General features: G+C 50.0%; 20 protein-coding genes. 11 read left to right on the forward strand and 9 right to left on the reverse strand.

The annotated features are described in order from the left end of the window. Positions 1 to 53: 53 nt before the first annotated feature. Together KME12_02610 and KME12_02615 are read right to left on the reverse strand one after the other, a co-directional pair. Entirely contained in the window at positions 54 to 842 is a 789-nt protein-coding gene (locus tag KME12_02610) for an ABC-2 family transporter protein (protein MBW4486662.1), read from the reverse strand. After that, positions 839 to 1,822: an ATP-binding cassette domain-containing protein gene (locus tag KME12_02615; protein ID MBW4486663.1), complete on the reverse strand. Its 984-nt coding sequence runs from the start codon at positions 1,820 to 1,822 to the stop codon at positions 839 to 841. The genes KME12_02610 and KME12_02615 overlap by 4 nt, the downstream gene beginning before the upstream one ends. Before the next feature lie 179 nt (positions 1,823 to 2,001). Between KME12_02615 and KME12_02620 the strand changes: the two genes are divergently transcribed. Next, the gene (locus KME12_02620) at positions 2,002 to 2,589 is read left to right on the forward strand and encodes a hypothetical protein (GenBank protein MBW4486664.1); all 588 of its coding nucleotides are present in this window, start codon (positions 2,002 to 2,004) and stop codon (positions 2,587 to 2,589) included. 298 nt (positions 2,590 to 2,887) lie between these two features. On the opposite strand, the gene KME12_02625 is transcribed toward KME12_02620, so the two are convergent. Together KME12_02625 and KME12_02630 are read right to left on the reverse strand one after the other, a co-directional pair. Beyond that, positions 2,888 to 3,760, reverse strand: a complete 873-nt coding sequence (locus KME12_02625; GenBank protein ID MBW4486665.1) for an aldo/keto reductase — start codon at positions 3,758 to 3,760, stop codon at positions 2,888 to 2,890. Between the two features lie 192 nt (positions 3,761 to 3,952). Then, complete coding sequence (locus KME12_02630) at positions 3,953 to 4,213, reverse strand: TIGR02450 family Trp-rich protein (protein MBW4486666.1); 261 nt, start codon at positions 4,211 to 4,213, stop codon at positions 3,953 to 3,955. Positions 4,214 to 4,395: 182 nt separating this feature from the next. Here KME12_02630 and KME12_02635 point away from each other — a divergent pair, with 182 nt between their 5' ends. From KME12_02635 to KME12_02650, 4 genes are all read left to right on the forward strand, one after another. Then, positions 4,396 to 4,851 (forward strand): NAD(P)H-quinone oxidoreductase subunit N, encoded by a 456-nt coding sequence (locus KME12_02635; protein ID MBW4486667.1) that lies wholly within the window; start codon positions 4,396 to 4,398, stop codon positions 4,849 to 4,851. Positions 4,852 to 5,098: 247 nt separating this feature from the next. Further along, positions 5,099 to 6,310 (forward strand): transposase, encoded by a 1,212-nt coding sequence (locus KME12_02640; GenBank protein MBW4486668.1) that lies wholly within the window; start codon positions 5,099 to 5,101, stop codon positions 6,308 to 6,310. A gap of 135 nt (positions 6,311 to 6,445) precedes the next feature. Further along, positions 6,446 to 7,048: a VWA domain-containing protein gene (locus KME12_02645; GenBank protein ID MBW4486669.1), complete on the forward strand. Its 603-nt coding sequence runs from the start codon at positions 6,446 to 6,448 to the stop codon at positions 7,046 to 7,048. A 14-nt stretch (positions 7,049 to 7,062) separates the two neighbouring features. After that, positions 7,063 to 7,479, forward strand: a complete 417-nt coding sequence (locus tag KME12_02650) for a hypothetical protein (protein MBW4486670.1) — start codon at positions 7,063 to 7,065, stop codon at positions 7,477 to 7,479. A 50-nt stretch (positions 7,480 to 7,529) separates the two neighbouring features. On the opposite strand, the gene KME12_02655 is transcribed toward KME12_02650, so the two are convergent. From KME12_02655 to KME12_02665, 3 genes are all read right to left on the reverse strand, one after another. After that, positions 7,530 to 9,263 (reverse strand): diguanylate cyclase, encoded by a 1,734-nt coding sequence (locus KME12_02655; GenBank protein ID MBW4486671.1) that lies wholly within the window; start codon positions 9,261 to 9,263, stop codon positions 7,530 to 7,532. A gap of 28 nt (positions 9,264 to 9,291) precedes the next feature. Next, complete coding sequence (locus KME12_02660; GenBank protein ID MBW4486672.1) at positions 9,292 to 10,677, reverse strand: TIGR03279 family radical SAM protein; 1,386 nt, start codon at positions 10,675 to 10,677, stop codon at positions 9,292 to 9,294. A 101-nt stretch (positions 10,678 to 10,778) separates the two neighbouring features. Beyond that, positions 10,779 to 11,606: an undecaprenyl-diphosphate phosphatase gene (locus tag KME12_02665; GenBank protein ID MBW4486673.1), complete on the reverse strand. Its 828-nt coding sequence runs from the start codon at positions 11,604 to 11,606 to the stop codon at positions 10,779 to 10,781. A 518-nt stretch (positions 11,607 to 12,124) separates the two neighbouring features. Between KME12_02665 and KME12_02670 the strand changes: the two genes are divergently transcribed. The 4 genes from KME12_02670 (at position 12,125) to nadB (ending at position 16,678) form a co-directional block, all read left to right on the forward strand. Beyond that, positions 12,125 to 12,811, forward strand: a complete 687-nt coding sequence (locus tag KME12_02670) for a DUF3120 domain-containing protein (GenBank protein ID MBW4486674.1) — start codon at positions 12,125 to 12,127, stop codon at positions 12,809 to 12,811. A 202-nt stretch (positions 12,812 to 13,013) separates the two neighbouring features. After that, positions 13,014 to 14,033, forward strand: a complete 1,020-nt coding sequence (locus KME12_02675; protein ID MBW4486675.1) for an adenylate/guanylate cyclase domain-containing protein — start codon at positions 13,014 to 13,016, stop codon at positions 14,031 to 14,033. Positions 14,034 to 14,315: 282 nt separating this feature from the next. Beyond that, entirely contained in the window at positions 14,316 to 14,747 is a 432-nt protein-coding gene (gene psbU / locus KME12_02680) for a photosystem II complex extrinsic protein PsbU (protein ID MBW4486676.1), read from the forward strand. 173 nt (positions 14,748 to 14,920) lie between these two features. Continuing rightward, positions 14,921 to 16,678, forward strand: coding sequence for an L-aspartate oxidase (gene nadB, locus KME12_02685; protein MBW4486677.1), 1,758 nt, complete (start codon positions 14,921 to 14,923; stop codon positions 16,676 to 16,678). A gap of 88 nt (positions 16,679 to 16,766) precedes the next feature. On the opposite strand, the gene KME12_02690 is transcribed toward nadB, so the two are convergent. Together KME12_02690 and KME12_02695 are read right to left on the reverse strand one after the other, a co-directional pair. Next, positions 16,767 to 17,231 (reverse strand): hypothetical protein, encoded by a 465-nt coding sequence (locus KME12_02690; protein MBW4486678.1) that lies wholly within the window; start codon positions 17,229 to 17,231, stop codon positions 16,767 to 16,769. 219 nt (positions 17,232 to 17,450) lie between these two features. Further along, the gene (locus tag KME12_02695; protein ID MBW4486679.1) at positions 17,451 to 18,698 is read right to left on the reverse strand and encodes a transposase; all 1,248 of its coding nucleotides are present in this window, start codon (positions 18,696 to 18,698) and stop codon (positions 17,451 to 17,453) included. A 29-nt stretch (positions 18,699 to 18,727) separates the two neighbouring features. Between KME12_02695 and KME12_02700 the strand changes: the two genes are divergently transcribed. Then, positions 18,728 to 18,868, forward strand: a complete 141-nt coding sequence (locus KME12_02700) for a ribbon-helix-helix protein, CopG family (protein MBW4486680.1) — start codon at positions 18,728 to 18,730, stop codon at positions 18,866 to 18,868. Positions 18,869 to 19,156: 288 nt separating this feature from the next. Further along, positions 19,157 to 19,954 carry a tetratricopeptide repeat protein gene (locus tag KME12_02705; GenBank protein ID MBW4486681.1) on the forward strand — a complete coding sequence of 266 codons (798 nt, stop codon included), beginning with the start codon at positions 19,157 to 19,159 and terminating at the stop codon, positions 19,952 to 19,954. Positions 19,955 to 20,047 lie beyond the last annotated feature (93 nt).

Below are 20,047 nucleotides of genomic sequence, written 5' to 3' on the forward strand. Positions count from 1 at the left end.
CCGTCTCTCCTCACCCTTTTCATCCCTCATCCTTCCTCCCTCATCCTCCCTCCTCAAGCTCCCATCCCCGAATATTGCTTCAGTCCTTGCCGCCAGAGCCAACGATTTAGCCCCAAAAACAGCAAGCTCCAACCTGCCATGACTAGACATCCTTGGCCGAAATTAACAGGTAAACCTATGAGCAAGCTAGCGGGAAAATGAATCATGTAAGGAAACGGAGTCCACAGAACCACATTGCGAACTGCGGGTGGAAACATCTCTAGCGGTGCTACCAAACCGGATAAAAAGAGATAAAGCAAAAACCAGAACTGCTCGATCGCACTGGCCCGCTCGATCCAAAAGGCGCAGAGGGCAAAGGTATGTTGGATCAGAAAACGCAGGGCAAAGGCGATCGCAGTTGCCAACAAAAACAGCAAAATATTGCTCAGAGGTGGAATCCAGGCCGCTTGCGGATACAGCAGAAAAAACAAAATAATTAGCCCCAACACAAAGGGCAGACGCGCCAATCGTTCTGCCACATGAGAGGTGACGTGATGCCAAACCGGATCGAGCGGTTGTAGGAGTCGTGGAGATAGCTTGCCTTCTACTACTTCTTTCTCAAATTCCCAAATTACCCAAACGACCGTAATCTGTCGCACGATAAACACGGCCAAAAAATAGCGCACAAAATCGAGCGGAGACAAACTCAACTGTCCGCCTTGGGCAGCTTGAATCCAAACTCCCATCAAAATCAGGGGTAAGGAACCCGACAAAGCCCACAACAGCAGCTCCGCTCGGTACTCCAACATATAGGCGTAGTAAACCGAGAGCAAAGCTTGAGCAATTTTCCAGGCTCTCCTCATACCGCTGCTCCTGCCCGGAATAACTGACCGATCACTTCTTCTATCGGGGGGTCTGTGACCGCTAGGTCTACCACCTCTAGTTCTGCGAGAATGCGAGCCACTGTACGGGTTAAAGATTCCTGGGGCACAACAAAGCGCACCATGCGGCCATCTACCGCCTCGATGTCTCCGTAAGCCAACAACTCCGCTTTAGATTTGGGCTGGGCTAACTCTACTTTGACCTCACGGCAGGGGGCAAAGCGCTCTGACAAGCCGTCTAAGCTACCGTCATAAATTAACTGTCCTTGATGGATCACTAGCACCCGCTTACATAGTGCTGTGATGTCTGCCATGTAGTGACTCGTCAGCAGGACAGTCGCTCCATAGCGCTGGTTATATTCCCGCAAAAAGTCCCGCACACTCACCTGAGCGTTGACATCCAAGCCTAGGGTGGGTTCGTCTAAAAATAAAACTTGAGGATGGTGGAGCAAAGCTGCCAAAAGTTCTGCCTTCATCCGTTCGCCGAGAGATAGCTTCCGTACAGGTTGGGTTAACTTGGCTTGGAGGGACAGCATTTCGGCCAATTCGCCAATCCGATACTGAAGTTCTTTGTCAGAAATGCCATAGACCGCAGCATTGATTCTCAAAGAATCTAATGTGGGCAAGTCCCAAATCAGTTGTTGTTTTTGGCCCATGACCAGCGTGATGTTTTGTAGAAAGCTGGCCTCACGCCGAAAAGGGATCTGCCCTGCCACTCGCACTTGCCCCGATGAAGGGTGAATTAGCCCAGTCAGCATTTTGAGTGTAGTGGTTTTGCCCGCACCGTTAGCTCCCAAAAAACCAACCACTTCACCCGCTTCTATCTGGAAAGAAACTTGCTGAACTGCTTGCACTAAGCGGTAGTTACGTCGTACGAAGTGAAGCAATGTTCCCTTCAGACCTGGCTCTTTGACCGCTACAGGATAGACCTTGCTCAGGTCTTCAGCCACGATGATAGACATACCCGATTTAATACCCAAAGGAACGCCTTTTCCCATTGTGCCTTGGACGCGGGAGTGCGATCGCCCTACCTCTGACCTAACCTTTGGCTTAACCTCCGGCAAGTACCTTCTGATTTTTCCTTCTGGCTAGGGAACCCTATAAGAATTCTCATTCGCCATTTCTCAATCTACCTAGCACCATGTTGCAACTCATTCGCCCGACGGCAGTCTCACTGATTTTGGCTTTAGGGTTTGCTGCTCCTAGCTTTGCTAATCCATCGCCAACCCAGCAATTTGGGTATCCGTTAGCAAAACCTAGTAGGGAGCCGAGCTTGGCTTGCTACATGAAGACTGATTCAGGGCGATTGATTAACTTAGACGAGTTTTGTGTAACTGGGGGCCAAGAACCAGAACTGGGTACTGGCGATATTCAGGCCACATTGCGCTGGGAAACGGTGGATGACTTAGACTTGGCTGTCACTGACCCCAGTGGTCAGACGGTATTTTACAGAAATCCCCGCGTTCGCTCAGGGGGACAGCAGGATGTAGATGCCAATGCTGACTGCATTGAACCTGTAGCCAGACCTGTCGAGAATATTTTCTGGCTCCCAGGTGGGGCTCCAGCAGGTAAGTACACCGTCGAGGCGCGGCTATACCGCCGTTGTGCGCCTTCAGGCCCAGTGCCTTTTAATTTGACGGTGCTAGTCCAGGGAGAAACCAAAGAGCTGACTGGATCAGTCGATGATCGCAAGCCAGCGGTGCGATTTCCCTTTGCGGTAACCCGTTAGTAGACGCAAACCAAAGAGCCTAACCCGATTTTTGAGTGGTGTGGCAGCAGTGAGTTTGAACAAAGATTGCTGCTGCTGCTGGATCCATTGGCTTCGCGAAGAAGTAACCTTGCCCCGCTTCACACTTAAGGGCTTTCAATATGGGGAAGCTCAGCAGCCTCATTACCATCGTTTCACTGCGCTTAGCCTGAGAACAACAGCGTTTGCTGCGGAATACTGCCGTATTCTGGCTGAAATCAGCACTCTACTGACCTGAAAGTTAGAAATAGCACTGTAATCGAACTCGAATGTACTTAGGTTAACTGGCGGTGGCGCGATCGATGGCGGCTATATCTGCCTCTGACAGTTGCACCTCAATCGCATGGACAGAATCTTCAATACTAGAAGGCTTGCTTGCACCAGGAATGGGAACTACGCAGGGAGACTTGGCGCGTAACCAGGCCAATACAATGCAATAGACAGAAGTACCGTATGACTGAGCGAGTTGCGCGATCGCCGGAATATCTGCTAATTTCCCAAAGCGCCGACTACCGCCCAAAGGGCTCCAAGGGATAAAGGTAAGACGCTCTTGTTCGCAGTACTCCAAAACCCCATCCGTCTCTGGCTGGCGATACCAGGGGTTGTACTGGTTCTGCACCGAAACCACATCCACAACTTCACGGGCTTGTTTGATTTGCTCGACTGAGAAATTAGAAACCCCAACGCAACGGATCAAGCCTTGCTCCACCGCTTCTTTGGCAGGTGCCAGCGATGCCTCAATGGTGTAGTTGGGGTCAGGGGCATGGTACTGCCAGAGGTCAATCGGTTGCTCACCGCCTAACGCCTCAAAACTAACTTGGATTGTCTCCCGAAGGTGCTCTGGGTTACCATTGTGAGCCCAAGACCCATTGGGGCGCATTAGCCCACCTTTTGTCGCGACTTTGACGTGGCCCACATTGCCGTCATATTGCTGGAGAGCTTTGTGAATCAACCGCTCATTATGATGCTTGTCAGATTCATCTTTGCAGTAAGAGTCAGCCGTATCAATTAAAGTGACTCCCAAATCCAAGGCGCGATGAATGGTGGCAATCGCTTGCTCTTCAGAGGGGCGATCGCTTAAAGACATCGGCATTCCACCCAAAGCGATCGCACTAATCGTGATATCTGTATTTCCGAGTCGTTTGGTTTCCACGCTTTACTTTCTCTAACGGCTACCGTAATTTTGTTGGCCCCTATGAACAATGAGACTTTCAGGTTCACACCAAGGCCATTTCTCAGCCTAAAGAAATTTTAGTCAAGCTGGATCTGTCGAACGATGGGGAGACAGGCGATCGCCAACCTAAACCCAAAACCAAGGGTAAAACTAAGTGGAAGTAGTCATAGCCTATAAGAACTCGGCTTCGCTGGCTTCAAGTGCTTGTTCCTGTAAAGATTGCCAGCCTGCTTGCCACATGGAGCGATTTTTCAGTTGTTTGGCATTTAACCACAAGCGTACATTGGGGTCACAGGCAGCCACCATCTCCGCAAACACCCATTGACCTTCATTTTTGCGATTGACGACCTGAAAGTGCCGCCATCCCATCATGGTTTGTCGAGCTGTCCATTTGGAGCCGACTAAATGAGGAAACTTTTGCTTCTTGGACATAACCAACCTAAATCTTGCATAGTTTCTGGTGTAGGCAGCATAAGTACCTACCTACAGGATAAAATGAACAGGCGGACGAGAGATTGATGCAGTTTCTCTACCAAACTAAGGGCGCGATCGCAGCCACAGATGTGGTGGAGTGAGTCAAAATAGGACTTTGAGCGGGGTAAAGCATAAAACTTATGGGACTTATCGCAAATGGCAGCAAACTGGTTCGCGATTTAGAGAAGTCAGGCGCTTTAGGGTTCTATGTGCCTTTAGAAGGTGGCTTTGAAGGCCGCTATCAACGCCGTCTCCGGGCCGCTGGTTATGTGACGGTACATATGAGTGCTAAAGGTCTAGGCGACTTGTCCAGCTACTTGACTGGAGTTCATGGAGTCCGTCCGGCTCACCTTGGCAAGAAAGATATTCGGGTTCACTTTGCGCCACCAATTCTGACCTATCAGCTAGAGAATCTGCCCACCCATGCCAAGGGCTTAGTGCTGTGGTTGATTGAAGGCCATATTTTGTCGCGTGAGGAAGTTGAATTTCTAGCCCTACTACCCACCCTAGAGCCGCGAGTCAGGATAGTGGTAGAGCGCGGAGGCGATCGCGTTTGTCGTTGGCAACCGTTGCAAGAAACCTTGATTCCGGCGTAGCTTTCTCAGCCCTTAGCGGTAACCCAAATATCATCACTTAGCTTTTAGCCGCTAGCGGGGAAGCCCCGTGCTATACCTGTACTCAGGTTAGCGTCGGGATGAGAAGCGCGTGACTGAGGGTGCGTTGCCTGACTGATTCCGTAGGCCAGGGAAGGCAACAGCGCCCGTTGGCATAGCCTGCCGAAGGCATAGGAACACACTATCTATAATGCTTATCATAAATCTAGAAATACGCTAAGCTGAGGGTGTGATCAAAGCAACAAAGGTGCGAATTTATCCGACTGACGAGCAGGTCATTCAGCTGTCCAAAGATTTTGGCGCAACTCGATGGCTCTGGAATCAGTCGCTTTCCTTAATGTCTGCGACCTACAAGGAAACGGGTAAAGGCGTATCTGCTTACGACATGAAGAAGCGGATACCAGAACTAAAGAAAGAGTTTGAATGGCTGAAGGAAACCTATTCCCAGTGTCTCCAGCAATCGATCTTGAACCTCTCTCAAGCGTTTATCAACTTCTTTGAGGGGCGGGCAAAATACCCCACATTCAAAAGCAAGTTTGATAGGCAGTCGGTTCAATATCCTGCCAACGTAAAACTTCAGGGTGATGATGCGATTAAGTTCCCTGGGAATCTAGGCACCGTAAAAGCTAAAATCCATCGCATTTTACCTACAGGCAAGATTAAGACCGTTACGGTATCTAAGACCCCTGAAGGGCGCTATTTTGCCTCTTTATTGATTGATGACGCTACCGCTCAGCCTGAAATTACCAGTGATGGTAAAGCCGTTGGGATTGACTTAGGGCTCATTGATTTTGCCGTCACTTCTGATGGCTCAAAGTTCAGCAATCCTAAGCATCTTAAGAAACATGCTAAGAACTTAAAGCGTAAGCAGCAAAAGCTATCCAGAAAAACCAAGGGTAGTAAGACTCGCATGAAAGCGCGTCGCCTGGTCGCTAAAGTTCACGGCAAAATTGCCAGAGTCAGAGAAGATTTTCTCCACAAACTATCTCGCAAGCTAGTCAACGAAAACCAAGTTGTGGTGGTGGAAAATCTGGCAGTCAAAAACATGGTGAAGCATCACACCCTAGCTAAGGCTATCAGTGATGCTGGATGGGGTAAGTTCTGCACGATGCTCAACTACAAGGCAGAGTTTGATGGCAAGACCTATCTTGAAATAGACAGGTTCTTCCCTTCGTCACACCTTTGCTCAAACACGCTGCTACCGATTCACAAGATGAATCTCTCTGTACGATTCTTTGATTGCCTTCATTGCCCGCAACGGCATGAGCGAGACGTGAATGCGGCAATCAATATCAGGAATGAAGGCTTGCGATTATTGGCGTTGGGAATCAGCGCTACTGCCAATCGAGGGAGTGTAAATCCGAAGGGTTCTGGACGTAAAAAATCCATGAATTCGGAGGTAACTCCCGTTGAAGTTGGAAGCCCGCGCTCTATCGCCTAGCGATGAGCGTCGGGTAATTCACCAATTAGGGCTTAGCCACCGACTAATTGCTAATTTTCCCATGCTTACTCGTGACACCCAGCGGTTTCATCCTCTAGACTGGACGAAAAATAAGGATGTACTGAGGTTTGCGTCGTGAAAGATCGGGACTATACGCTCATCATTGATAAAAGTGGTAGCATGTCCACTCCAGATCAGCGCGGCGGTCGTAGCCGTTGGCTGGAAGTGCAAGAGTCCAGTTTGGCATTGGCGCGAAAGTGTGAGCAGTTCGATCCAGATGGCATTACGGTTTATCTGTTCTCAGGCCGCTTCAAGCGCTATGACGATGTCACCTCGGCTAAGGTAGAACAGATTTTTCAGGAAAATGACCCCGCTGGAACCACTAATCTGGCTGCGGTGCTGCAAGATGCCACCAATTCCTACTTTCAGCGCAAAGCTGCTGGGAAAGCTAAGCCTGCTGGGGAAACCATTTTAGTGATTACAGATGGGGAACCAGACGATCGCCGAGCTGTGATGGAAGTGATTGTCGATGCCTCCCGAAAAATGGAGCGAGATGAAGAATTGGCCATTTCGTTTATTCAAATCGGAGCTGACCCCCAAGCCACCAAGTTTCTTCAAGCTTTAGATGACCAACTCGCAGGAGTGGGAGCTAAGTTTGATATTTGTGATGCCATTACCTTTGCCGACATTGAGGACATGAGCTTGAGTGAAGTGTTGCTCAATGCCATTAGCGACTAGAAGTGCAGAACGATATGGACTCAATTGACCAGTTGCTAGCGCAGGTCAGAGCTCAGTACAGCGAAACCGCTCCGCCACCAGCCCCAGCCTCTGAGATCTCTCTGCCAAACTCTCCCCCGCCGAAACCAGCTTCTTCGCGGCAGCATCAAGACCCGATCGATAGCTTGTTGACGGAGGTCAAAGGACAGTATAAGGCTCAAGATGCTGCTGCCCAGGAAGCCCAACAACAGCTGTTAGTTGCGGAACAACAACGGCAAGCTCAATTGCAACAAGCCCGCCGAGCCGCTTTGGCTCGTACTGCTCAAGATTGGTTAAAGAACTTAGACCCATTGTCTACCGAAGGACTTTGGTTCCACCAGTTTGCTGAGCAATATTCCTCCCAGTTAGAGGCAGCGATCGATTATCTAGCCGCTTTAGACGCAGATCACTAGACTTCCTACACGAATGGGAAAGCGGTATGTCAAAAGCACCCTGAAAGATATCAATAAACCTGCTCCTCAGCATCTGGAGCTAGAAAACTGACAACTGATGTCTCATCGGCTACCATAACGCGATCGCGCCCAGCAGCCTTAGCGCGGTACAAAGCGGTATCTGCCATCCGGATTACCGCCTCTCCGGTAGGCCCATGAATCGGAAAAGCAGCAACCCCGGCTGAAAGCGTAATCATGCCGAGAGCTTGGCGGTGATAATGCACACTCAGGTGGGCGATCGCCTCTCGGATTTGTTCGGCTCGTTGGCGCGTGATTTCTATAGAAGCATCCGGTAGGAGCAGCATTAGTTCTTCGCCACCGTAGCGACAAGCAATATCTGAAGCTCGAATCGAGTTTTTGATCAGCAAGCCTACCTCGCGCAGGACTACATCTCCTGCTTCGTGACCAAAGGTATCATTGAAGCGCTTAAAGTGGTCAATATCCAGCATCACGATACCAAGGGGTTGTTGGTTACGTTCTGCCCGTCGCACTTCTCGCTCCAGCGATTCTTCCATATAGCGCCGATTAAATAGGCTAGTCAGAGGGTCGCGAATGCTTTGGTTTCGCAGGCTTTCACGCAGCTTGAGATTAGCAAAAGCTAGGGCAATATGTTCTGCGACTGTCGATGTCAGTAGTCGTTTTGTAGGCGTAAGGTCGCCTTGGTTGCCTGTCGCTAGATATAAGGTTCCTAAAGCTTCTCCCTGCGCCAGCATAGGGATACAACAGGACTCATTAGGCAAAGGAGCTTGGAGATGTTGGCAACGCAAGCTGCTATGACCGTTATCTATAAAATAAGCTCGGCCCCGACGGAGTGCCCAGCAGTCTGTAGGGTCAAACATGGCTGGTGGCGCGGGTAGTGGTCCCCAAGAGGCGATCGCCTCCACTAAATTGCGAGATTCACTAGTGATATAAATCGCCCCAGACATACCGGGAAACAAAGGCTGCACCAACTCAGCTACTACAGCATAAGCCTCATCTAAAGTGAAGCAGGCTTGTAAAACATCGCTTAACTCTCCCAAGAGCGTAATTTCACGACTGCGTTGTTCTAGTTCTCCTACCCAACCTTTCAGCTTGGTTTCACTCTCTTGCAAAGCTAACCCGATGGTTTTACGTTGTCTAATGTCTCGGTTGATGGCAATGGCTGCAATTGGTAGCAGCGCAAATGCGAGGAATCCACCCAGGCCGACGATTAGCGTTGTGTTGCGAGCTGCTAATTCTGCCTGACGCGATCGCTGCTGCAGTAAGCGATTTTCCTCAGTGACCATCTCCTCAATGAGGCGACGAATTGCGTCCATCACCTCACGGCCTCGAGCTTCACGGATTGCTTGCTGAGCTGCTGTAAATCCCTGCTCCTGACGAATGTCTAAGACTGCTTCCAGCTTGTCTAGGCGCAGCTGGAGCAGAGGACGCAAGCTGTTAAGGCGCTCCTGCTGCCTAGGATTATCAGCGGTGAGCGCCTGAAGCGTGTCAACTTGGGCATTAATGGTGTTAATGGAGATGTAATAAGGTTCTAAATACTCTTCTTGTCCTGTAATGATGTATCCCCGCTGCCCAGTTTCAGCGTTGGCAATGTGGGAGAGTAAACTTTCTTCTGCCTCCAGCACCTGATAGGTATGATTTACCAAGCTTGCAGTGGCAACGAGTTGGGTGGTATTCCAATAAGCGAGGCCACCAATTAAGCCCAGTACTAGAAAGGCGATACCAAAGCCAGTAGTAATACTTTTCTCGATCGACCACTTCATCATAGGGGGGTACACCTAGAAAAGACTGGCACTAGACGCAGGAAGGAGCCTTTGGGGTTCCAGAAATGCAGGGTTGGGCAGCTGCATCGAGCAGGAGGCAAGTCTCCATAAATTCTTCGACGTTGCCAATTAGCCAAATTTTGGTTTGGAGTTGGCGAGCTAAGTCCTCAACGGTGGTGTCATCCAAGAAACAAGACTCTCCGTGCTTCAGCATTACCGTTGGCAGGAGAATTCCCTCGCCCAAATCCTTGTCTTGGAGCGCAGGTAATAAATCGTGCCCAGTGAGCAAGCCTGTCACAGTGATCGATTGGCCCCAGTAGTCGCTGCAAAGTGCTACCAGTTCCACCGTGAGTCCTTCGACTTGGTTGAGGCGTTGGAGCAACGGTTGAAACGCATGCTCAACGGCATTTCCTACGATCCAAGTTAGCTTGCGGGGAGGAGAAATTTGCTGGGGTAAACGAGCGGCTGCGGCAGCAAAGGTTTGGAGAAATTGCTGAATTGAGCCGACGCCATTACCCAGTTGGGGGTAGTCTTCGTAATGCGATTCAGGTGGGAGGGGTTGGCCCCCAATCAAAAACCACTCATCCGCTAACCAGGCGAAGGTGGAGTTAAAGCGCTGTTGAAATTGGGCTTGAAGCGTCTGAACTTGGGTAATCACTTCTTGCGCTTTTTCTGGCGTGACAGGCACCAACTCATCTTGCTCAGGCCGAAAGCGAGTCAGTCCCACTGGCACCACCGCGACAGAAGCGATCGCAGGCATTTCGCCTGCGTGAAACTCAGCTAAGTCCAGCAAGGTTCGCTCGAGGTGCACCCCATCATTAATGCCTGGGCAAACCACCACCTGAGCATGAATCTGCAATCGACGCTCTTGGAACCATTGCAACTGCGATCGCAACTGTCCCGCTCTGGGGTTCTTCAGCAGCCGAGTTCTAATCTCTGGCTCGGTGGCATGGACTGAGACATAAAGCGGAGAGAGCCGCATCTGCTCAATGCGATCCCATTCTCGCTGAGTCAGGTTGGTGAGGGTTAAGTAGCTGCCATACAGAAAGCTGAGGCGATAGTCGTCGTCCTTGAGATACAGCGTTTGGCGCATCCCAGGCGGTTGCTGATCAATAAAGCAAAACGGACAGCGGTTATTACACTGGATTAGACCATCAAATAGAGCGGTGTCAAACTCCAGTCCCAGATCTTCATCAAAATCTTTTTCGATCTCGATCTCATGGCTTTTCCCTTTGGCATCTAGAACTTCTAGCTCTAGGACTTCATCAGCACAGAGAAACTGATAGTCGATTAGGTCGCGGGGTTTCTGGCCGTTGATGGACACTAAGCGATCGCCTGGTTCAAATCCAATCTCAGCCGCAATTGAGTCAGGGAGAACCTTGGTAATTAAAGCTGGACGGATAGAAACTTCGCTCATGAATTTGTCAGCGCTCGAAAAGCTTCAGGGAGGGTAGTGAATGCAAAAAATGACTGAAAATTTTACATTTACAGTACCTCACTATTCTAGAGAGTCCCGCTTCAGGTGTTACGTAAAACACCAGCGGCGAGCGCTGCTAAAATGGTTGCCCCAAATCCTAACCGATACCAAACAAAGATCCAGGTGTTGCAGTTTTGCAGATAGCGCAATAACCAGGCGATAGACAGGTAAGAAAAGACAAAGGCTGAAATGGTGCCTACTAAGACCAAAGACAAATCCATTTGGCCCAGCGCTTCCTTAAAAAACTGATATAAGGTCGCGATCGCTAAAGTGGGCAACCCCAGTAAAAAAGAGAATCTAGCAGCCGCTTGCCGCTCCAAACCTAAAAATAGCGCTGTGGTTAAGGTAGAGCCTGAGCGAGAAACACCGGGTACTAAAGCTAGCATTTGTCCCAAACCAATCAGAATCCCGTCTTGAATTTGCAAAGACTCAAAACTGCGCTTCCGACTCCCAAACTTCTCCGCCGCTCCTAGCAGTAGGGACATAACAATCGAAGCGATCGCGATCGTCGCCATACTATTGATCAAAGAACCGTTGTCGTTTAGTGCCTTTTTGAGCAAATAGCCACCTGCTATGGCTGGAATAGTGCCCACCACAATCCCGACCAAGAGCTTCCATTCCTCCCGTTGCCAGTCCCGCTTTTGGGCCGCTTGCCATCCCCCAACAAAAATGCTGCTGACATCAGACCAGAAGTAGATCAAGACTGCAATCACACTGCCAAACTGAATCGTCGCGACAAACGGTTTAGCTCCTACCGTTGACCAACCCATCGCTTTGGTGAAGACCTGGAGGTGGGCGGTACTACTAATGGGTAAGAACTCTGTAACGCCTTGCACAATGCCTAAGATGAAGGCTTGAAACAGCTCCATCAACCAGTTGGCGGAACTGGCTTCTGGGGTGGCAATTGCCCAGAGAGAGGGAAGTTCTGCTAGCTGTCCCATCCTGTCCCAGGGAATCAATGCTGCTTCTAAGGAACAGCTGAGCCACACCAAACTGCTTACGCCAATTGCCATGCATATACTCCAGGAAAATAATCAGCTCGGTATCAAGTTTTTACTAGGGTTCCCGCTCTTTAGCGGGACAAGTTAACTAAAAGTTCTTGTAGCCATCAGCCGCCCACAACCCATTGGACTCACTCAAAAACAACCAGCAAAGTCAGACTTTCACCTGCTCTGGTATAGCGTAATTGAATGTTACAAAGTTGTGAAAGTTTCAATGAGCACATGGCAGAAAATTGATTGCAGCCTCTTGCAAGAGAAAAACAAAGTTATGATGAATGGGATACCCCCCAGGGGGATTTGCTTGTGTTATGTTAAAAAAAGTAAATTAAATAAGAAAAATTAAAAATACTTTGTCTTCCTTTACTCCCTTCTCCCCATCCTCTCGCATGGTTGATTCAGCCTCAGAAAGGTCATCTACCCCAATTTGGCAGTTACGACTGGGTCAAACCTGGGCCATGCTTCTGGCGGCTGTATTTCTAGTAGCAGTCCCAGTGTTTGTTCAGGCTCCTTTGGTACGCTGGTTTCCAGAATTAAGTTTGCTCATGACTGGGGGGTGGCTTGGTCTCAGTTTAATTCTGATGGCTCGCGATCGCACTCAGCTTTGGGGAGATTTGCTCTTCGGATTTACCTGGAGTTGGCTGGCAGGCTCGATTTACTGGGGATGGTTTCGTTGGGAGCCGTTGCTGCACCTACCCATCGAAGCAATTGGTTTGCCTGTGGCCATTTGGTGCTTGCTGCGCCAGTGGGGAAAAGTAGGAAACTTTTTTTATTTAGGATCTCTATTTGGCACGGTTGTTACCGACCTTTATTTCTATATCGTGGATCTAATTCCCCATTGGCGGCAGTTGATGCAGGTTGATCCCGCGTTAGCATTACCAATTTTCCAGAATGCGATCGCCCAGATGCGCACACCCTGGGGAGCAGGTTGGGCAGCGGTGTTGGGGATCACCTTGTTGGTGGTGGGATTATTGCCACTCCGCTCTCAGAAACCCCATTGGTGGGCTTTTGGCGGAGCTGTGCTGAGCACAATCTTAGTAGATGGTTTATTCTGGTTGGTAGCTTCTGCGGCTTAAGCACCTGAGTTGCTGCTAGTCAGCATTCTGAGGATTAACCCCTCTGAACTTCGGGTGAGCACTTCAATCGTAGAAAGATTTTGCTTACAATTCTTAGTTAATTTTCCGACAGCATTCACTGGCATAAGTAGATGTGTCATGGATAGTCATAGATAGATGTGTCAGGATGCATCATAGGGAAAGATGCAGTGATTCTTAGCCTGTGGTGACTTTTCAATCCACTCCTCATTTAGTGCTCCGTTCAGATGCAGGTGATCGCTATCTTCCATTAGTCGGCAGTAGTTGCTGGACTGTTGGTCGAAGCGATGACAACAATTTTGTGCTGCCCGATCGCTGGATCTCCCGGAACCATGCGATGCTTCAATGCATGGAAACGGGCGAGTTCTATCTCATTGACCTGGGAAGCCGTAATGGCTCATTTGTAAATGGCCGCCGAGTTAGTGTTCCCGTGACGCTACAAAACGGCGACCAGCTTACCTTTGGTCAGACAGAATTAGAGTTTTACTGTCCCTCGCCAGAGCACCTCACTGATCCCTCCATGGGGTTGGACTCAAAAGAATTTACCGCGACTGCGACCTTGCATGTCCGACGTCTGATCTCCGTTCTGGTAGTGGATATTCGTGACTTTACAGGGCTGACTCGCCAACTAGATGAAAAAATTCTCTCTGAGGTGATTGGAACTTGGTTCCGTCGGGCCGGAGAAATTATTCGCGAACACGGCAGTTGGGTAGATAAATACATCGGGGATGCGGTGATGGCGGTCTGGATTCATGGAACTCAAGGCATCAGCCCTGAGGAGATGCTCCGCATTTTTAGTGCGCTAAGTGCCCTCCACAAGATGACGAGTGAGCTGTACGACCAATATCCCCTGCCATTTCCACTGCGAATTGGGGCTGGCATTAATACTGGCTTTGCAATGGTTGGCAATACAGGCAGCGGCGATCGCCCCGACTACACAGCTCTGGGAGATACAGTGAATGCCGCCTTCCGCCTAGAATCAGCTACTAAGGAAATTCGCTTGGATGTAGCTTTGGGAGAGACCACTTACAAACATGTACCCCTCTCTCCCACGCATCCAGCCCCTTTCCAAGAACATACTGTGCATTTAAAGGGCTATGATGTGCCGACCCTAACCCATGCCTGTTCTTTTGCAGATCTCAATCAGTTTTTGCAGATGCAAGAGCAAAGTTTGGTGCCAGACAACGAAGGTTCTGAAGTTTAGACGTTCTCCAGGGTACCGGGGTACGCTACCCTAGACTTTAGAAAATTTGTGGCATGTGCTGCTCTGCACAACCTTAGAAAGCATCTCGCTTGTCCAGGGGTGAGTATTTCTGTGCCGATTCTATAGCTGTCGCCATAAAGGTTAGGACATCAGAATGAAGGTGGTATGGGGGCTTCGCCCCTAGCCAGGGGTTCCACCCCTGCACCCCGCCCTAACCCTAATGACCATTGCTATATAAATGCTGTGTGTGGATTTTATCTGCTCAGAGGAAGGTATAAATCGATGAAACGCTTTGTTCGCTGGCTATCAGTTCTCAGTTTATTAGTGGGTTGCCTGGGATGGCTAGGGCTACCCCAACAAGCGATCGCTGCAGATTTAAGCCGTTTAGCTTTGCAACCTATTCCGGTTTTAGCTGCTGAGGTTGCTCCCCGTAATGCCGTAGATGACAAGCGGGCCGCTGTGGGTGACAAGATTGACCTCAACAACACGAATGTTCGGGCCTTCTTGCAATATCCTGGTTTGTATCCCACCTTGGCTCGCGCAATCGTCAAGAACGCACCTTATGAGAAGGTAGAAAATGTGCTCGATCTACCTGGCTTAAGCGAGCGTCAGAAAGAGACCTTGCAGGCGAATTTCAAGAACTTCACTGTGACCGAACCAGATTTTGCTTTGACCGAGGGCGACGATCGCTTCAACAACGGTATCTATCGCTAAATTTGGCGCTAAATTTGGTGCCAGCTTGGGCGCTGAATCTGTCGTTGGTCACTGAGTTTGTAGAGTGCGGTGCCGCCCTTGCCCTCCGTCTCTACAGCCTCGTGATCAAAAGTGCGTGTTTAAACGCTGCAATAAAATCTTTGCTCTCTGTACAGTAAGGTTAATCCTTACGCATGATTGACGACAGGGAGCAATTTTTATTGGATACTTCGTTACCTCCTCAAGCTGCGGCTCCAGCTCAAATTCCTGACTTTACTCAACAATTTGATGTCCTAGTCGTTGGTGCAGGGGCAGCGGGACTCTACTCCGCCCTTTGCCTACCAGCGGCGTTCCAAGTGGGCTTAATCACCAAAGATACCTTGTCCCTGTCGGCAAGTGATTGGGCACAAGGGGGCATTGCTGCCGCGATCGCGCCGGATGATTCGACTGCCCTCCACATTGCAGATACCATCCAGGCAGGAGCAGGACTGTGTGATCCCCAAGCAGTAGAATTTTTGACTGAGAATGCCTCGGATTGCATTCGGTCCTTGGTAGAGATGGGAGTGGCCTTCGATCGCCATGACGGAGAACTCGCTTTGACCCTGGAAGCAGCCCATTCCCGGCGACGAGTCTTGCACGCGGCAGACACTACAGGACGCGCAGTCGTCAACACACTTACGGCAAAAGTACTAGAGCGCAAAAATATTCAAGTCTTTCCACAAACGTTTGCTCTGAGCTTGTGGATTGATCCCCAGACTCAACGCTGCCAGGGAATTAGCCTGATCCACCAAGGGCAAGTGATTTGGGTGCGAGCCGCTGCTGTAGTTTTGGCAACAGGTGGCGGTGGGCAGGTGTTTGCCCAAACGACCAATCCTGACTTGAGTACGGGGGATGGAGTGGCGATCGCTTGGCGTGCGGGTGCTGTGCTGCGAGATTTAGAATTTGTCCAGTTTCACCCCACAGCCCTAACGAAGCCTGGAGCCCCCCGATTTTTGATTAGTGAAGCGGTTCGAGGGGAAGGGGCGCACCTAGTAGATACACAAGGCCATCGGTTTGCTTTTGAGTACCATCCTGCGGGAGAACTGGCTCCTAGAGATGTGGTCAGTCGCGCCATTTTTAATCACTTACAACAGACCGAATCAGACCCCGCTAGTGCTCACGTGTTGCTTGATTTAAGACCCATTCCCGACGCAACCATACGGCATCGGTTTCCTAACATCATTCAGGTCTGCCAGCAGTGGGGTGTCGATGTGTTTCAGGAGCCTATTCCTGTGACCCCTGCGGCCCATTACTGGATGGGTGGAGTGGTAACCGATACAATGAGCCACACCTCGATTACAGGGCTATATGCGGTGGGGGAAACGACTAGTACAGGGGTGCATGGAGCCAATCGTTTGGCAAGCAACTCACTGTTAGAGTGCCTAGTCTACGGGGCGCAATTGGCCCATATTGAGTTGAATGCAATAGAGCTTGATCTCCACAGGGAGAAGCTTGTGACGACCGACCTAGCTCGCTACAACCCCGACCCAACCGATTGGCAGCGTCAGCAAGCCGCGATCGCCACGATTCGCCAAGAGTTACCCCGTTGCATGTGGCAAAGCGCCGGAATCTGCCGCGAGGAAAACACGCTGCTGGCTGCGATCGCGCAAGTCGAAGCATGGCAAGCAGAATTTGCCGCCTTGCCCTTAAGCCAATTCTTGCTGAACTTACCACCTGCTCAAACTGCGAGCTTGGGGTTGCCAGAGGCCGATTTAGCCATACGGACTTGGAGCGAAACCCAAAATCTCTTGGATGTGGGCTACTTGATTCTAAAAAGTGCTCTGTTTCGCACCGAGAGCCGAGGGGGACACTATCGAGTTGACTTTCCGCAACCTGACCCGCATTGGCAAGTTCAGACTTTAGTCCAAGCTCACCGCTGGTGGATTGCCCCAATTTCAGCCGCCTCAGACTAGCTCAGAGATAGGCCCAGTTCTACACCGTTCGCCGAGAAACTCTGAGCCGAGAAACCTTGAGCCCAGAAATCCTGAGTCGAGCACCCCGTTAGAGAACTTCGTGCGTGTACTTATGCTGTTTCACATTGTCTTCTGTTCTGATAATGCGCTGAGAGTTTAGCACCCGCTTGCGTTCGGTGGAGTAGTTAAAGTCTTGACGAGTGGTTCCTGGGGGAACATGGGCTTGTGCTGCTGTCTTGGCTTTGTAGGTACGAGCGGCAGCAATAGCGCGTTGGACAAACTCATCAGAGAATTGGGCATCTTCCGGAAATCCCTCTGGCTTTTGTAGAGTTTCTCCGGCTAGAACCGCACCTAAAGTCGTGGCAAGGGCCATTTCGTAAGAGGTAGGTACTCCTTTCACGATGGCTTCGATCGCCGCTGAAGGGATCGGCTCCAAAATTCTAACTTCGTGCAATTTGCCGTCTTCTTTGAGAAAGCAAGTGGCTAAACCAATCAGCAAATATTCATCTGTAGAGAGATCGGGGGCTTGAGGGAGAGAAGTCGCGGTTGTCATGGAAGGTTTGGATTGGCAGTGCCAATTTCAACGGAGTTGAAGAAATGCAAAGAGCCACTGCGTCACAGTTCGTTAAATTGCGATCGCAGGGAATCTCCATAGGAATTTTAGCTCGGTTAAGCCCTATGGCTACGTTAATCCCTGAGCCATGTGGAACACTTCGAGTCTTAGCTGCTAATGCTGAATTAAAGCAAAGCCTACGTATGAACTACCGCGCCGCTACAGAGCGGCGGGTTTCTGACGCTTCATCTGAGCTAGTTGCCTCATGCTTCCGCAATCGGTAGAGCTAGGCTCATCAGCGACTAGCGAGGACAGTTCCTGCCCCCGGGCCCAAATCAAATTGACCTGAGCTGCGTTAACGTCTCTGTCTGCGATATGACCGCATTCAGGGTTAGCGCAAATATGGACTCTAGTGGCTAGCGGTTTTGGCGTTAGCTCCCAACACTTAGCACAACGCTGTGTAGGCTTGAGCTGGCGGGTAGGAGACTCAACATAGAAACCGTTTGCCTCAACCAACTTATAACTCAACATCTGCCCAATCATGCCAAACCCAACCTCAAGGATTGAACGGTTTAGCCCTGTCTTTTGAGCCTTGCGCTGGCTCCCCTTTTTGGCTTTGCGAGTCATGCCTTTGACGTTCAACTCTTCACCTGCAACTAGGCTGTTACTGCTGACTATGTGGCTGGTGGTCTTGTGCAACCAATCTCCACGCTGACGGGTGACTTTGCGTTGTAGCTTTGCTACAGCCTGACGCTGTTTTTTCCATCGACGCGAAGCTTTGATTTTTTTGTTACGGTTAGGTGCACGTTTGCGGCGTAGCTTTTTGGATGCCGCTTTAACCTGGCGTTGTCCCTCCTGGATGAACTCTGGCTTGGAGATCTGCTCTCCCGTCGAGAGCGTGATCGCCTCCTTGCACCCCAGATCTATCCCTACAGCACCATCACCCCCTGAGCGCACGGGCTCACATTTGACGGTGATTGAGGCGTACCATTTTCCGTAGCGACACAGAAGCGTGCAAGTCGTTGGCTGACCCCAAGTCCGAGACTGCCCCCGCATCTGAACCCTTCCCAAACGGGAAAGATTGAGATAGCCGTTGCCGCCATCAGACTCAGCTTTCCAGCCCGATTTGCACGGGTAAGTCCATCCTGAGTAATGACGAGAAGCCTTGAACTTGGGATAGCCGCCCCATCCCTGAAAGAAGCGCTGAAAAGCGAAATCTACTCGCTTCAAGGTTGCCTGCAACGCATGAGAGCCAAGTTCTTGATATTCAGGCCAAACTTGCTTAAAAGCAGGGAGACTGTTCTGTTGCTCGAAATAGTCAACGGAATGACCCAATTTCTGATACTGAGTTTTGCGATGACTCACAGCGGCATTATACAAACTGCAATTCAGTCGCTTCCAGTAATGAAGCTGAACTTCTTGCCTGCTGGATGGATAGAGTCTGTAAGTAATGCGACGTGTTAGCATATCTGTATTGTACGTTACTTGTACGGAATATGCCAAAAGAAAAGCGATTAGAAATTAGGTTGAATGATGAAGATTTTGCCAGGCTTGAGGCTTATGCAAAAGGAAAAGATGTCAGCATGGCTCAAATACTGCGCGAATACATTAAACGATTGCCTAAGCCTGTAGATTGATTGGCAATTCCGCTACGCGCTATTGTTCAGTTCAGAAATTGACTGCGTGGTGCTTGTAGTTTTGCTATGAGTTCTCGGTGTTGGGAGTGTCTATTCTGTCACTTTCTCGGCATCAGTCTTAAGAGGCAGCTTCCAAGCTAGAGTTTGCGAGTCTAACGTCTGGAAATCATGACTTAAGACACATCGGTAAGTGACACACCGATAGATCCGCAAAGATGGCCGACTGGATATTGTAAGTCTACAAGCCCAGAAATACCAGAGACACGGTCACTGATTCAGGAGAAGAGTATGAGTAGTCGTTCGGCTTCTAACCCTCAAGGTAGCACTCAGCGTCGGCGTCACGGCTCCATTCTAGCTTCTGTGGCTGGGCAAGCAAACATTGAAAAATCTGGGGTCGCGCAGGCTGGCTTTCATAAACAGCGAGGCAGCCAACTGCGTCTAACTGAGTCTTCATCTCCTCGCTCCAGCGCGAACCCTGAGTTGCACTCCCACGAGCAGGATCAACAACTGCGACAGCAAGCGATCGCCGCTGCTCAGCAAGGTTACTACGAAGTAGCAATTGATCTACTGAGCAAATTGTTGGAGCGACACCAAGCCAGCGCCACAGATTACAACAACCGGGGCTTGGCCTACTTTCAAAGTGGAGAAGATGAAAAAGCGATCGCCGATTACAACCAAGCGATCGCGCTTAATCCCAAGTTAACCAGCGTTTACAACAATCGAGCTAACTACTATGCGGCTCAAGGCCAATTAGCCGAGGCGATCGCCGACTACGGAGTTGCCATCGACCTAAATCCGGGCAATACCCGCGCTTGGATCAATCAAGGAATTACGTTTCGGCAGTTAGAGATGTATGAGCAAGCCATTGGCAACTTTGAGCTAGCGCTACACTTTGGTCAGCTCGAAGGCCACATTTACGCCGAGCGAGGCCGCACGTTTCATGTCATGGGCGACTGGAACTGTGCGATCGCTGATTACCAAAAAGCTCTACAAATTCTGCTTTTGACTCATACAGAATCAGCCCAACGACTCCGCCAACAAGTAGAAACTTGGCTCCACGACCTTCTCAGCCCCTTAAGGGCTTAGTTTGACCCACTTGCACAGCTTGAAAACTCTAAGCTGAGAACACCTGAGCTGTAGCATTGAGCAGGTCAAGAAAATTTTGTTAGTAACTTTAAT

Origin of the sequence: Trichocoleus desertorum ATA4-8-CV12, from assembly GCA_019358975.1 — a bacterium.
GTDB lineage: Bacteria > Cyanobacteriota > Cyanobacteriia > FACHB-46 > FACHB-46 > Trichocoleus > Trichocoleus desertorum_A.